Raw genomic sequence first — 14,812 nt, 5'->3', positions numbered from 1 at the left:
TGCCTTCGCCGCGGGACAAACGAGTAATCGGCGTGGCTCGGTATTCCTTTTTTTCCTGGCCGGTGGTGGGCGTACATTCCGCCGCATGAACTTCACCTTCAAGCAGCTCGAGGCCTTCCTGTTCAGCGCCAGGCTCCAGAGCTTCAGCGCCGCGGCGGTGAAGCTGCACACCACGCAGTCGGCCATCTCCAAGCGGCTGGCCGAGCTCGAGGAGTCGCTCGGCGGCCCCTTGCTGCACCGCACTTCGCACGGCCTGGAGCTGGCGCAGGCCGGCCGCGAGCTGCTGCCGCTGGCGGAGGAGGCGCTGCGACTGTGGCAGCGCATCGAGCACGACATCAGCCTCGACAAGACGCTGCGCGGCAGCTTCCGCGTGGGCGTGACGGAGCTGATCGCGATGACCTGGCTCACGCGGCTGATCCAGCTGCTGCAGAAGCTGCATCCGCAGGTGACGATCGAGCCGGTGGTGGATGCCGGCCTCACGCTGTTCGAGCGGCTCGAGGCCAACAAGCTCGACCTGACGATCATGCCGGGCACCTTCTGGGGCCAGGCCTTCGAATCGGTCAAGGTGGGGCAGGTCGACCAGGCCTGGATCGCGAGCCCGCGGCTGCGCATTCCGCAGCGCGCGCTGAAGCCGCACGAGTTCGCCGACTACCCGGTGATCGAGCAGCCCGCGGGCGCCTCGAAGAACCGCTTCTACGAGGCCTGGCGCGCCGAGCACGGCTTCCGCTTCGGCAAGGTCATGCTGACCAACAGCACGACGGTGCTGCGCGAGCTGACGATCAGCGGCTTCGGCATCAGCCAGCAGGCGCTGGACTACGTGCGGCCCGACATCCGCAGCGGCCTGCTGCGCATCGTGCGCAGCGACCCGATGCCGCCGCCGCTGGTCTACAGCGCCGTGCACCGGCGCGACAACGCGAGCCCGGCGCTGGCGCGCATCGTCGAGCTGGCCGTGCAGACCTGCGACTTCAAGCTGCGCGCGAGCCAGCACGACGTGGCGCCGGCGGGGCCCGCGCGCGGCGCGGGCACGCGCCAGCGCGCGCTGCGCCCGGGCGCGAAGAAGCCCGTGAAGGCGGCCCGGCGCTAGGATCCGGGCGGGATTTTGGAAATATACGCATTGCGTATAAACTCGCCGCCCATGAACATCCCGCAGCAAGTGCTACTCCGCGACGCGATGCGTCAGCTCAACATGACGCGCGATGCCTTCGCCGAGCGCATCGGCAGCCGCCGGAGGGCGCTCGACGCCTGGCTGCTGCCCGACGAGTCGAACGAATTCCGGGCCATGCCCGAGGTGGCGCGGCGCTTCGTGAGCGAGATCCTGGCCTCGAGCGGGCGTCCCGGTGAATATACGCAGAGCGCACATGGTGGCGCGCTGCGCCGCTCGCTCCATGTCGACGGCGCGCAGCACCTGCTGTCGGTGGCCCAGTTCGACCGCGAGGCCATCGACGAGCTGTTCCGGCTCGCCGACGTGATGCAGCCGATCGCGCGCCGCCGCAAGGTCAGCCGCGTGCTCGAGGGCGCGGTGCTGGCCAACCTGTTCTTCGAGGCCAGCACGCGCACGCGCGTGAGCTTCGGCGCGGCTTTCTGCCGGCTCGGCGGCTCGGTCTGCGACACGACGGGCTTCACCTTTTCCTCGATGGCCAAGGGCGAATCGATCCGCGACACCAGCCGCGTGATCAGCGGCTATGCCGATGCGATCGTGGTGCGCCATCCCGAGCAGGGCTCGGTCGCCGAGTTCGCACGCGCCACCAACGTGCCGGTCATCAACGGCGGCGACGGGCCGGGCGAGCATCCGAGCCAGGCGCTGCTCGACCTCTACACCATCCAGCGCGAGTTCTCGCGCCTGGGCAAGCTGGTCGACGGCGCGCATGTCGCGATGGTCGGCGACCTCAAGTACGGCCGCACGGTGCATTCGCTGATCAAGCTGCTCGCGCTGTACCGTGGCCTGAAGTTCACGCTGGTCGCGCCGCCGCAGCTCGCGATGCCGGCGGAGATCGTGGAGCTGGTGAGCCGCAACGGCCACGTGGTCGAAACCGCCACCGCGCCGGCGCAGGCGCTGGCCGGCGCCGACGTGGTCTACGCGACGCGCATCCAGAAGGAGCGCTTCGCGCACGACGAGGTGCTGGAGGGCTTCGACCAGGCCTTCGCGATCGACCGCGCGCTGGTCGATGCGGCGTGCAAGAAGGACGTGGTGCTGATGCACCCGCTGCCGCGCGACGGCCGCCCGGGTTCGCACGACCTGAGCACCGACCTCGACAACGATCCGCGGCTGGCGATCTTCCGCCAGACCGACAACGGCATCCCGGTGCGTATGGCCATCTTCGCCACGCTGCTGGGCGTGGACCGGCTCGTGAGCCGCTCGATGCGCGACGCGGCCTGGACGCCGCCCTCGCACATCGGCCCCGACGACAGCAGCTTCCACGGCCTCGACTGAGGCTGGCGCGAAACCGCCATCGAGCGCGGGTAAGCTCGCCGCCCATGAAGCGCAACACCACCGCCAAGTCCACCAGCGTTCCCCCCGCCGCGAACGGCAAGGCCCCGGCCACCGAGGCCTCCGGCGGCGCCCCGGTGTTCGCGGTGCTCGCGCGCATCGAGACCCTCTGGTCCTCGCTCGGCCCGGTGGGCCAGCGCATCGCCGACTTCATCGTGAAGAACCCGCGCGAGGTGGTCCACATGTCGGTCAGCGAGGTGGCCGAGCGCACCGGCTCGAGCGAGGGCAGCATCGTCGGCCTGTGCAAGAACCTCGGCGCCACCGGCTTCCAGCAGATCAAGATCGCGCTGGCGCAGGAGATCGTGCGGCCGGTGCAGTTCATCCACGAGGACCTCGATCCGCAGGACGCGGCCGATGCGGTGATCCGCAAGATCTTCCAGAGCAACGTGCAGACCCTGCACGACACGCAGGCCACGCTCGATGCCGGTTCGATGGAACGCGCGGTGAAGCTGCTGCGCGACGCCGAGCGCATCGAGATCTACGGCATCGGCAGCTCGGCCACCATCGCCGAGGACGCGCACTACCGCATGCTGCGCATCGGCCTCAACGCGAAGGTGGTGGTCGACTCGCACGTGCAGGCGATCAGCGCCTCGCTCACCGACTCGCGGGTGGCGGTGCTGACCATCTCGCACTCGGGCAGCACGCACGAGACCGTGACCGCGACGCGGCTGGCCAAGGAGGCCGGCGCCTCGACCGTGTGCATCACCAACTTCGGCAAGTCGCCGATCCAGGCCTTCTCGGACGTGCTGCTGTTCACCATGGCGCGCGAGACCAACTTCCGCACCGAGGCCATGACCAGCCGCCTCGCGCAGCTCGCGATCATCGACGTGCTGATCGCCTGCCTGGCGCTGTCGGACTACGACACCTCGGTGCGCACGCTGCGCCAGACCTTCGACGTGCTGTCGCTCAAGCGGTACTGAGGCGGCTGCGCTCGGGCGGCCGCGCGGGCAGGGCGGTCACCTCGGCCGTGGCGCGCGGCAGCAGCAGGCCGGCGACCGAGGGCGCCACCGCCTCGGGCGCGGCACCCACCAGCAGGCAGGCCATGCCCAGCCGCGCGGCGCCCGCGGCATCGGTGGCCGGGTTGTCGCCGATCACCACCGTGCTCGCGGGCTCCGCGCCCAGGCAGCGCAGGCCTTCCTCGAACAGCAGCGGCTCGGGCTTGCCGACGATGCGCCAGGGCTGCACGCCGCTGGCCGTGAGCACGGCCGCGAGCAGCGAGCCGGTCTCGGGCACCACGCGGCCGTGCGGGCCCGGATGGGTGGCGTCGGCGTTCGTGACCACCAGCCGCGCGCCGCGCAGCAGCTCGTTGGCCACCGCGCCCAGCCGCGCATGGCTGAAGCGCATGTCGAGCGCGAGCAGCACGAACTCGGCCTCGGACGCGACCAGCCGGAAGCCGAGCGCGCGCGCATGGCGCTGCAAGGCCGGCGTGCCCACCACCATCAGCCGCGCCGTGGGATGCTGGCGCGCGAGCAGGCTCACGGCGAGCTCGCCGGCCAGCACGATGCGCTCGGGCGGCGCGCGCAGGCCGAGCCGGCGCAGCCGCAGCGCGAGGCCCTGGGCGGTGTGGGTCGAGTTGTTCGACACGATCGCGAAGCGGCCCTCGAAACGCTCGAGGAGTTCGGCCGCGCCGTCGATGGCTTCGTTCTGGCGCACCAGCGTGCCGTCGAGGTCGAGCAGCAGGTGACGCGCCTGCGCGAGCGGTGCCAGGTCCGCTGCCGCGGGGCCTCCCGGCGCCCGGGTCTGGGTTGCGATGTTCTTCATGGATCTCCGGTTCGGGCCATCGGGGGAGCGGGGTGCTGGCCGTGCGGCGGGATTGTATTGAACATTGCTCAGTCGTTTGATAATTTTCAAATGAGCTTATTTCATTTGCTTGTCATCTTCGACTTCTAAAGTTCAACGCAACCGAGCGAGGCACTCGCCCGAGAAACGCCCCCGAACCGAAGGAACCGATCATGAAGAAACTCCTGGCCATCGCCGCCGCCGCCGTCTCGTTCAGCGCGCTGCTGGCCCTCCCGTCCCACGCCCAGTCCGTGGCCGACGGCTCGCGCGAACATCCGCTGCGCGTGCTGCTGATTCCCGCCGACGGCGGCACCGAGTCGGGCACCAAGGCCGACTACGCGCCGGTGTTCAACGCCATCACGCGCAGCACCGGCCTGAACTTCGACCTCAAGGTCGGCCAGTCCTACGGCGCCGTGGTCGAGGGCATGTGCAACCAACTCGCCGACATCGCCTTCTTCGGCCCGGTGTCGTACGTGCAGGCCCACAAGCGCGGCTGCGCGCAACTGCTGGCCGTGGGCGTGGAGAAGGGCGCCTCGGTCTACTACGCCGGCATGTTCGCCAAGGCCAATGCGCCGATCGCCTCGATCAAGGACCTGAAGGGCAAGCGCGTGGCCTTCGGCGACGTGAACTCGGCCTCGAGCTTCACCTTCCAGATCGCGATGCTGCTCGACGCGGGCATGGACCCGGCCAAGGACCTGTCGGCGATCCGCATGACCGGCAGCCACGCCAGCAGCCTGGCCGCGCTGGTGCAGGACCAGGTCGACGTGGCCTCGCTCTCGTTCGACTCGTACGAGAAGGCGGTCAAGCAGGGCGCGGCCGATCCGAAGACCATCAAGGTGATCGCCAAGAGCATGGCCATTCCCTATCCGCCGCTGGCGCTGAACTCCAAGCTGCCCGAGGCGCTGAAGACCAAACTCAAGGACGCCTTCCAGACCGTGAACAAGGCGCCCGGCATCACGCCCGACATGATTCGCGGCTACGGCGGCGGCAAGATCGACGGCTACGACACCAAGTTCTCCGAGGAGGAGTTCAACGTCGCCGCCGAGAAGCTGGGCCTGCTGACCGACGACCTCAAGGGCCGCATCCTCGCCAAGGCGGCCGAGCGTTGATCGCCGGCGATCGCACGCACGCCGCAGAGCCCGCCGCCGGAAGCACGCCCATGCTGCAGTTCGAATCGGTCGCCATGCGCCACCCCGACGGCACGCGCGCGCTCGGCGGCGTCTCGCTCGAGGTGCCCGCGGGCCAGTTCTGCGTGGTGCTGGGCGCCTCGGGTGCGGGCAAGTCGACCCTGCTGCGCACCGCCAACGGCCTGGTCGTGCCCACGCAGGGCACGGTGCGGGTCGAGGGCGTGCGCATCGCGCCGGGTTCGCTGGCACGCGTGCGTCCGCGCATCGGCATGATCCACCAGCAGTTCAACCTGGTGCTGCGCTCGAGCGTGGCCGAGAACGTGCTCGCCGGCGCCTTGCCGGCCCTGGGCACCTGGCGCGCGCTGCTCGGCCTGTTCACCGACGCGCAGCGGCGCAAGGCCTGCGAACTGGTCGAGTCGGTGGGCCTGGGCGAGGAGCACCTGCTGCGCCGCGTGAGCGAGCTCTCGGGCGGCCAGCAGCAGCGCGTGGGCATCGCGCGCGCCTTCATGCTCGATCCGCCGCTGGTGCTGGCCGACGAGCCGGTGGCCAGCCTCGATCCGCAGACCAGCCACGACGTGCTGTCGCTGCTGCGCCGGCAGGCGCGCGAGCGCGGCACCACGGTGCTGTGCAGCCTGCACCAGATCGAACTGGCCTGCGAGTTCGCCGACCGCATCGTGGCCTTGCGTCGCGGCGTGGTCGTGTTCGACGGCGCGCCGCGGATGTTCCAGCCGCAGGTCTTCGATGCGATCTACGGCCGCGGCGACACCGCGCCCGAGTCCGTGCCCGCGGCCCGACCATCGATGGCCGGCGAGCCCGAGGCGGCGCTGCCGCTGCATGCCGGCGCCCTGGAGCTCGCGCAATGAACACGATCTCTTCCTCTTCTTCTTCCGACGCGCGCGCGTCGCGCCCGGCCTCGGCCTGGGACCTGCCGCGGCCCTTCGGCACCCGCACGCTGGTCGTGCTGCTGCTGGTGCTCGTGGTGGGCTTCTTCGCGGGCCAGCGCGTGGAGATGGGCCGCATGCTCTCGCTGACCGGTGAGGGCGTGCTCGCCGCGGTGGGCCTGCGCGACAACTCGCAGGTGCTCTCGGGGCTGGGCTCGATCGCGCGCTCGCTGTTCCCGCCGCAGATCTCCGAGCAGACCGAGGTCGCGCGCATCGAGGGCTTCGACCGCAACCGGCTGCCCTGGTTCTCGCGCGTCGAGACCCTCGAGACGCACGAGCCCAAGCTGAACCCCGAGACCCTGCAGATGGAGGACCGCGTCGAGCGCCGCGAGGTGCTGATCGAGCCGCTGGGCTACCTGTGGCACGTGGCGGTGAAGATGCTCGAGACCTTCGAGATCGCGGTCTGGGCCACGCTGATCGCGATCGTGCTGAGCGCGCCGCTGGCTTGGTGCAGCGCGAAGAACTACGCGCCCAACCGCCTGGCCTACGGCCTCGCGCGCAGCGTGGTCGGCCTGTTCCGCGCGGTGCCCGAGTTGGTGAGCGCGCTGTTCCTGGTGCTGGCCTACGGCTTCGGCCCGATCGCCGGGGTGCTGGCCCTCGCGCTGCACTCGGCCGGCTTCCTCGGCAAGTTCTACGCCGAGGACATCGAGACCGCCGACGACAAGCCGCAGGAAGCGCTGCGCGCCATCGGCGCCAACAAGCTCAAGGTGATGCGCTTCGCGGTGCTGCCGCAGGTGATGCCGCAGTTCATCGCCTACACGCTCTACGTGCTCGACCGCAACGTGCGCATGGCCACCGTGGTCGGCCTGGTCGGCGCGGGCGGCATCGGCCAGGAGCTCAAGGGCCGCTACGACATGTACAACTATGCGCACGTCGGCACGATCCTGATCGCGATCTTCCTGACGGTGCTGGTGCTCGACCGCATCGCCGCCCGGCTGCGCAGCCGCTATGGCTGAGCCCTGAGTCCCCCGCGGGCACCGCGTTCGCGGCGCCCGCCCCCCATTCCCCGATTTCTGTCCGAACTCTCGCGCGGCTCGTCCGCTGCGCGCAGCGGCTTCGGCCGCGCCTTTGTCTCCCACGTCCCTCGATTCGAAAGGAACCCTCATGAAAACAGCATCTTCCCGGTACGGCCTCGCTGCGGCAGGCCTTCTCCTGTGCCTGAGCCTCGCCGCCTGCGGTGGCGGTGGTGGGGGCGGTGGCCTGCCGATCCTGCCGCCGGGACAGACCCCGCCGGCCGGCGACGGCAACAACGGCAACGGCAACAACCCGCCGCCCCAGCCCGCGCTCAAGTGCGCGCCCTGAGTCCGCGCCTTCCTCCAGACCTCCCTTCGCCCCTGCGTTGAAAGAACCTCCCATGAACACCACCTCCCGTCGCGATTTCTTCCGCAAGTCGGCCGGCGCCATCGGCGCGGCCTCGGCCCTCACCATGCTCCCGCCCGTGATCCGCAAGGCGCTGGCGGTCGAGGCCGCGGTCGACACCGGCTCGATCAAGGACATCAAGCACATCGTGATCCTGATGCAGGAGAACCGCAGCTTCGACCACTACTTCGGCACCCTGAAGGGCGTGCGCGGCTTCGGCGACCGCTTCCCGATCCCGCTGGCCAACGGCAAGTCGGTGTTCTTCCAGCCCAACACCACCGCGGGCGCGCCCGAGATCCAGCCCTTCCGCCGCGACTCCACGATCGCCAACGCGCTGATCGGTTCGGGCGCGCCGCACAGCTTCCCCGACATGCAGGGCGCCTGGGCGCAGGGGAAGATGGACCGCTGGATCCAGTTCAAGAACCAGGTGACGATGGGCTACTACCTGCGCGAGGACATCCCGTTCCAGTTCGCGCTGGCCGATGCCTTCACGATCTGCGACGGCTACCACTGCTCGATCCTCACCGGCACCGATCCCAACCGCATCGTGTTCTGGTCGGGTTCCAACTTCAATCCCGAGCTGCGCAAGAAGGGCATCAACAGCACCGACACCGACTCCGAGCCGGTCAACTCGCGCTGCTGGCCGAGCCCGTCGAACTGGATCGCGGGCAATCCGCAGGAAGCCGACGGCACGGGCCAGAAGAACGCGACCACGGGCGCCTACAACTACAAGTACGTCAACAACGCGTTCAAGTGGGACACGCTGCCCGACGTGCTGCAGAAGAACGGCATCAGCTGGCACATCTACCAGAACATGAACAACAACTGGACCGGCGCCATGAACGGCTGCCTGGCGTTCCAGAGCTTCCGCACCGCGCAGCCCGGCTCGCCGGTCTACCAGCACGGGCTGACCGGCGGTCCCGCCGCGGCCGACGGCGCCACCAACTTCCTGGCCCAGCTCAAGCAGGACGTGATGAACGACACCCTGCCGCAGGTCTCGTGGGTGCTGCCCACGCAGGCACTGGCCGAACACCCGGGCAGCAGCGAAGGCGTGGCCGGCGCGGCCGACTTCATCTCCGACGTGCTGAGCGCGCTGACCTCGAACCCCGCGGTCTGGAGCAAGACCGCCCTGTTCGTGACCTTCGACGAGAACGACGGCTTCTTCGACCACCTGGCGATGCCCGCGGTGCCCTCGTACGACGCCAACGGCAACCTGATGGGCAAGTCCACCGTGCCGCTGGACGGCGAGTACTTCGACGCCTCGGTGGGCAGCTACCTCAATGCCGCCGACACCGTCAGCGGCAAGATCCGCCCCTGGGGCCTGAGCTCGCGCGTGCCGATGTACGTGGTGTCGCCGTGGAGCAAGGGCGGCTGGGTCAACTCGCAGGTGTTCGACCACACCTCGATGGGCCGTTTCCTCGAGAAGCGCTTCGACATCACGATCGACGCCATCAGCCCGTGGCACCGCGCGGTCTGCGGCGACCTCACGAGCTGCTTCGACTTCGTCAGCCCGAACGACCCGGTGGTGCCCAAGCTGCCCGACACCAGCGGCTATCCCGCCATCAACACGGCGCAGAAGGCGCTGGGCAACACCGGGGTCATCACCAAGGCGCCCGTGCCCGCCACGCCGCTGTTCCAGGAGACCGGCACGCGCTTCTCGCGCGCGCTGCCCTACGAACTGCACACCAGCGCGCGCGTCGAGGCGCGCGGCCTGGTCTCGCTGATCTTCAGCAACACCGGCGACCAGGGCGCGGTGTTCCACGTCTACGACAAGCTGCACCTGGACCGCATCCCGCGCCGCTACACGGTGGAAGCCGGCAAGCAGCTGCAGGACTACTGGGACACCGGTGCCACCGACGGCGGCAAGTACGAGCTCTGGGTCTACAGCACCAACGGCTTCGTGCGCAGCTTCAGCGGCGACGCGATGGCCTTCAACGCGGCCGCCTTCAGGCCCGAGGTCCAGGTCTGCTACGACCCGGCCGCCGGCGACGTCTACGTGAAGGTGCACAACAACGGCAGCATCGACGGCGAGGTCACCGTGCAGTCGAACGCCTACCGCACCGACGGTCCCTGGACGCTGAAGGCGCCGAAGGGCGACATGGGCACGCTGCACTGGGAGCTCAAGGACAGCGGCCACTGGTACGACTTCACCGTGACCGCCGGCAACGCCGTGCGCCGCTTCGCGGGCCGTGTCGAGACCGGCAAGCCCACCGTGAGCGACCCCGCGATGGCGATGCACCTGCAGGCCTGAGCGCGCTTCCACCCCAACGAGGAGAAACACCATGAAGAAGAACAAGCGCATGCCGCGCGGCGCGAGCCTGCTCGGCGCGTCGCTGGCCCTGGCCGCGATCTGCGGCCCGGCCCTGGGCCAGACGGTGCCGGTGGTCTGGGACCCGGCCAAGGCCAACCTCGGCGTCGGCACCGATGCCGGCACCACGGTCGGCGGCAGCAACAACACGGCCGTCGGCACCAAGGCCGGCACCAAGGTGACGGGCGACGACAACCTGGCCGTGGGCCAGAACGCCGGCGCCGGCGTCACCGGCAGCAACAACCAGGCGATCGGCGAGGGCGCGGGCAACACGGTCAACGGCAGCGGCAACCAGGCCATCGGCCAGAACGCCGGCAACAACGTGACCGGCCCGACCAACCAGGCCATCGGGCAGGGCGCCGGCAACAACGTCACCGGCACCAGCGACATCTCGATCGGCCTGGGCGCCGGCAACAACGTCAGCACCAACTGGAACCTCGCGATCGGCAACAACGCGGGCACCAATGTGTCGGGCGGCAATGCCAACGTCGGCATCGGCTTCGAGTCGGGCCAGAACGTCAAGGGCGGCTGGAACCAGTCGATCGGCCGCAGCGCGGGCGACAACGTCACCGGCGACCACAACAACGCCACCGGCTTCCACGCCGGCAGCGGCGTGACCGGCAGCGACAACAACGCCACCGGCACCAACGCCGGCATGACCGTGACCGGCAGCAACAACAACGCCATGGGCAATGGCGCCGGCAACAAGGTCACGGGCAGCGACAACACGGGCATCGGCACCAATGCCGGCAGCAACGTGACGGGCAGCAACAACGTGTCGCTCGGCGAGGGCGCGGGCAACAATGTCGGAACCAACTGGAACCTGGCGATCGGCGAGGGCGCGGGCAGCAACGTGTCGGGCAAGAACGCCAACCAGGCGATCGGCTACTACGCGGGCACCAACGTCAACGGCGGCTGGAACCAGACCATGGGCCGCAGCTCGGGCCAGAACGTGACCGGCGACTACAACAACTCGACCGGCTACGCGGCCGGCTCGAACGTGACCGGCAGCCGCAACGACGCCACGGGCCAGAACGCCGGCCAGAACGTGACCGGCAACGACAACGAGGCCTACGGCACCGGTGCCGGCAGCAACGTCAAGGGCAACGGCAACCAGGCCTACGGCACGGGCGCGGGCAACAACGTCAACGGCAGCAACAACCTGTCGATGGGCCAGGGCTCGGGCGCGGGCGTCACGGGCGTGGGCAACCAGGCCTCGGGCATGCAGGCCGGCGCGGGCGTCTCGGGCAACAACAACATCGCCACCGGCCAGGCCGCGGGCGGTGGCGTGCAGGGCAGCAACAACGTGGCCTCGGGCACGATGGCGGGCCAGGCGGTCAGCGGCAACTCGAACCTCGCGCAGGGCAACAGCGCGGGCCAGCACGTGCGCGGCAACGACAACATCGCGATCGGCTCGGGCTCGGGCGCCTACGTGAGCGCGAACCAGACCGCCTCGATCGGCGCCGGCGCGCGCGCCAGTGCCGACAACTCGCTGGCCATCGGCACCAATGCGCAGGCCTTCGAGGACTCGGGCGTGGCGATCGGCAACGGCGCCGTGGTGAACCATGCGAACAGCGTGGCGCTCGGCGCCGGCAGCGCGACCACGCGCGGCGCGCTCAACAACTACACCGCCATCGGCATGGCCGGCGTGCAGTCGTCGATGGGCGAGGTGGCGCTGGGCAACCGCCAGATCACCGGCGTGGCCCCGGGCAGCGCGCCCACCGACGCCACCAACGTCGGCCAGGTGCAGGGCATGGTGAAGGAGGGCGTGAGCCAGGCCAATGCCTACACCGACACCGTGGCCGCGCAGGGCCTGCCGGTCGGCAAGGCCTACACCGACCTCACGGCCGCCCGCCTGCAGAGCCAGATCGACGACACGGCCCGCCGTGCCTACGCCGGCATCGCCAGCGTGGCCGCGATGGAGGCCGCGCCGATGGTGCCCGGCAAGATCAGCTACGCGGTGGGCCTGGGCAACTACCGCAGCGAGAGCGCGATCGGCGGCTCGCTGCGCCACACCTCGCAGGACGGCCGCTACAGCGTCACGCTCGGCGTGGGCGCGAGCAGCTCGGGCGTGGTGACGCGCGTGGCGCTCACGGGCGTGTTCGACTGAGGACACGGTGCCGGCGGGCGGAGGGGCTCTGCTATAACGCAGCGGCCCTGTTCAACCCGCCGCATCCCTCATGCACAACACGTCGCTGACGCTGCTCAAGTGGATCTTCATCGCCGTCGGCCTGGGCCTGTTGGTCATCGCGATCGTGGTGCCCAACGAGGCCAAGTGGCTGCTCACGCTGCTGGGCCTGATGTTCACGGGCGTGGGCGGCGGCATCCTGTTCGTCGGCGAGCGCAACGCGAAGCGCGCGGCCTGGCTGCTGCAGCACGGCCAGCGCATCGATGCCGAGCTGCGCGAGGTCGAGCTCAACACCACGTTCCAGGTCAACGGCCGGCATCCCTACCGCGCCATCGTCGAGGCGCGCGCCGGCTTCGGGCGCGAGCTGCGGCAGTTCCGCAGCGCCAACATCTGGTTCGATCCCACGCGGCACCTGAGCGGTCGCCGGATCGCGGTCTACGTCGATCCCGCGAACCCGAAGCGCTACCACGTGGACCTGTCGTTCCTGCCGGCGCGCGGCTGAGCTTCAGCGCGCTTCAGCGAACCAGCGCGAAGCGCGCATGCAACCCGCCCACGGCCGAGGGCGACACCCAGAGGTCGAAGTCGCCGGGCTCCACGGTGGGTCGCAGGTCGCGGCCGATGAAGGCCAGGTCGGCCGCGCGCAGCGCGAACTCGACCTGCACCGAGGCCCCGGGCGCGATGCGCAGCTTGCGGAAATCCTTGAGCTCGCGCACCGGCCGGGTCACGCTCGCGGTGCGCTGCGCGATGTAGAGCTGCACCACCTCCTCGGCCTCGCGCTGGCCGGTGTTGGTGACGGTGGCGCGCACGCGCAGCGTGCCGTCCGTCATCGGTAACTGCTCGCTGTCGAGCGCGACGCCGTCGTAGCGCACCGGCGCGAAGCCCAGGCCGAAGCCGAAGGGATAGAGCGCCTCGTTGGGGGCCTCGATGTAGCGCGTCTTGAAGGCGGTGCCGGGCGCGTCGATCGGCAGCGGCCGGCCGGTGCGCTTGTGGGCGTAGTAGTAGGGCACCTGTCCCGCCGCCTGCGGAAAGCTCACCGGCAGCCGGCCCGAGGGGTTGAAGTCGCCGAACAGCACGTCGGCGATCGCGTGGCCGGTCTGCACGCCGAGGAACCAGGTCACGAGGATCGCGCGCGCATCGCGCACCACGGGCGGCAGCGCCATCGCGCGGCCGTTGCTCAAGAGCACGACGATCGGCTTGCCGGTGGCCGCGACCGCCTCGGCCAGCGCCTGCTGCACCAGCGGCAGGCCGATGTCGGCGCGCGAGCGCGATTCGCCCGACATGCGCTCGCCCTCGCCGATGGCCAGCACCACCACGTCGGCCTGGCGCGCCGCGGCGACCGCGGCCTCGATGCCGCCGGGCACGAGCGACTCGACGTTCGAGCCGCGCGTGACCGTGAGCGACGCCGCGTCGCCGAGCGCGGCGCGCAGGCCCTGGTCGATGCCCACCGGCGCGCTCTGGCCCGGGAACAGGCTCCAGGCGCCCAGCAGGTCCTGCGTGCCCGAGGCGAAGGGGCCGATCAGCGCGACCCGGGTGCCGGTCTTCGCGAGCGGCAGCAGCGCGCCCTCGTTCTTCAGCATCACGATCGAGCGGCGCGCGCTCTCGCGCGCCAGCGCGATGAAGGCCGGGTCCTCGGCGCGCTGCGCGGCCGGCGGGCCGTCGAGTCCGCGCATCGGCTGGTCGAACAGGCCGAGCCTGAGCTTGGCGTACAGCACGCGGCGCACCGCGTCGTCGAGCCGCACCATCGGCACCTCGCCCGCGGCGACCAGGCCCGGCAGCTCGCGCATGTAGAGGCCGCTCTGCATGCTCATGTCGGTGCCCGCGAGGAAGGCCTGCTTCGCGGCCTCGCGGCCGTTGGCCGCGTAGCCGTGCGCGATCAGTTCCTCGTCGGCCGTGTAGTCCGACACCACGAAGCCGCGGAAGCCCCACTCGCCGCGCAGCACGCCGGTCAGCAGGGCCGGGTTGGCGGTCGAGGGAATGCCCGAGATCTCGTGGAAGCCGCTCATCAGCGACAGCGCGCCCGCGTCGAGCGCGGCGCGGAACGGCGGCAGGTAGACCTCGCGCAGCGTGCGCTCGGAGATGTCGACGGTGTTGTAGTCGAGCCCGCCCTCGGCCGCGCCGTAACCCGCGAAATGCTTGGGCGTGGCGAGCATGGCATCGGCGCGCGACAGGTCGTCGCCCTGGAAGCCGCGCACGCGCGCGGCGGCGAAGCGGCTCGCGAGCAGCGGGTCCTCGCCCACGCCCTCGATGCCGCGGCCCCAGCGCGCATCGCGCGCGATGTCGACCATGGGCGCGAAGGTCCAGCGGAAGCCGTCGGCGCTGGCCTCGACCGCCGCCGCGCGCGCGGTGCGCTCGGCCAGCGCGGGCTCCCAGCTCGCGGCCTCGGCCAGCGGCATCGGGAAGATGGTGCGGAAGCCGTGGATCACGTCGGCACCGAAGATCAGCGGAATGCCCAGGCGCGATTCCTGGACCGCGATGCGCTGCAGCTCGCGCTTGCGCGTCAGGCCCTCGTTGTTGAAGAGGCCGGTCACGCGGCCCGCGCGCACCTCGTCGGCCTCGAGCTGCGCATTGCGCCGGTTGGCCTGCGGGTTGCCGGGAATGTTGGTATCGGCCGGGCCGTAGAGGCTCAGCTGGCCGACCTTCTCCTCGACCGTCATGCGCGCGATCAGCGCTTCGATGCGCGGA

12 protein-coding genes are annotated in these 14,812 nt (G+C 70.3%); 10 read left to right on the top strand and 2 right to left on the bottom strand.

Features of this window, described 5'->3' with window-relative positions:
- Positions 1-85: 85 nt before the first annotated feature.
- From BM109_RS16630 to BM109_RS16620, 3 genes are read left to right on the top strand one after another with little or no spacing between them, the layout of a single operon-like run.
- Positions 86-1,084 (top strand): LysR family transcriptional regulator, encoded by a 999-nt coding sequence (locus BM109_RS16630; protein ID WP_093344427.1) that lies wholly within the window; start codon positions 86-88, stop codon positions 1,082-1,084.
- Between the two features lie 51 nt (positions 1,085-1,135).
- On the top strand, positions 1,136-2,431 hold the full coding sequence (locus BM109_RS16625) for an aspartate carbamoyltransferase (protein WP_093344425.1): 1,296 nt from the start codon (positions 1,136-1,138) through the stop codon (positions 2,429-2,431).
- A 44-nt stretch (positions 2,432-2,475) separates the two neighbouring features.
- Entirely contained in the window at positions 2,476-3,408 is a 933-nt protein-coding gene (locus tag BM109_RS16620) for a MurR/RpiR family transcriptional regulator (protein WP_256222606.1), read from the top strand.
- Here BM109_RS16620 and BM109_RS16615 read toward each other — a convergent pair.
- Positions 3,395-4,249, bottom strand: coding sequence for an HAD-IIA family hydrolase (locus BM109_RS16615; protein ID WP_093344424.1), 855 nt, complete (start codon positions 4,247-4,249; stop codon positions 3,395-3,397). The two genes, BM109_RS16620 and BM109_RS16615, sit on opposite strands and share 14 nt — an antisense overlap.
- 191 nt (positions 4,250-4,440) lie before the next feature.
- Between BM109_RS16615 and BM109_RS16610 the strand changes: the two genes are divergently transcribed.
- From BM109_RS16610 to BM109_RS16585, 7 genes are all read left to right on the top strand, one after another.
- Entirely contained in the window at positions 4,441-5,376 is a 936-nt protein-coding gene (locus BM109_RS16610; RefSeq protein ID WP_093344422.1) for a phosphate/phosphite/phosphonate ABC transporter substrate-binding protein, read from the top strand.
- A 50-nt stretch (positions 5,377-5,426) separates the two neighbouring features.
- Positions 5,427-6,257: a phosphonate ABC transporter ATP-binding protein gene (locus BM109_RS16605; protein WP_093345025.1), complete on the top strand. Its 831-nt coding sequence runs from the start codon at positions 5,427-5,429 to the stop codon at positions 6,255-6,257.
- Positions 6,254-7,291, top strand: a complete 1,038-nt coding sequence (phnE, locus tag BM109_RS16600) for a phosphonate ABC transporter, permease protein PhnE (RefSeq protein ID WP_093344420.1) — start codon at positions 6,254-6,256, stop codon at positions 7,289-7,291. Before BM109_RS16605 ends, phnE begins: the two co-directional genes overlap by 4 nt.
- 148 nt (positions 7,292-7,439) lie before the next feature.
- Positions 7,440-7,637 (top strand): hypothetical protein, encoded by a 198-nt coding sequence (locus tag BM109_RS40760; protein WP_143129180.1) that lies wholly within the window; start codon positions 7,440-7,442, stop codon positions 7,635-7,637.
- A 52-nt stretch (positions 7,638-7,689) separates the two neighbouring features.
- Entirely contained in the window at positions 7,690-9,945 is a 2,256-nt protein-coding gene (locus tag BM109_RS16595; protein ID WP_093344418.1) for a phosphocholine-specific phospholipase C, read from the top strand.
- 31 nt (positions 9,946-9,976) lie between these two features.
- Positions 9,977-12,112, top strand: a complete 2,136-nt coding sequence (locus BM109_RS16590) for a YadA family autotransporter adhesin (protein ID WP_093344416.1) — start codon at positions 9,977-9,979, stop codon at positions 12,110-12,112.
- A 70-nt stretch (positions 12,113-12,182) separates the two neighbouring features.
- On the top strand, positions 12,183-12,632 hold the full coding sequence (locus tag BM109_RS16585; protein ID WP_093344415.1) for a DUF3592 domain-containing protein: 450 nt from the start codon (positions 12,183-12,185) through the stop codon (positions 12,630-12,632).
- A gap of 13 nt (positions 12,633-12,645) precedes the next feature.
- Here the strand turns inward: BM109_RS16585 and BM109_RS16580 are convergent, their stop codons facing one another.
- Complete coding sequence (locus tag BM109_RS16580) at positions 12,646-14,784, bottom strand: glycoside hydrolase family 3 N-terminal domain-containing protein (protein WP_256222605.1); 2,139 nt, start codon at positions 14,782-14,784, stop codon at positions 12,646-12,648.
- Positions 14,785-14,812 lie beyond the last annotated feature (28 nt).

The sequence above is a fragment of the Variovorax sp. PDC80 genome (assembly GCF_900115375.1).
In the GTDB taxonomy this organism is placed as follows: domain Bacteria; phylum Pseudomonadota; class Gammaproteobacteria; order Burkholderiales; family Burkholderiaceae_C; genus Variovorax.
This window is presented reverse-complemented; position numbering and strand designations above follow the sequence as displayed.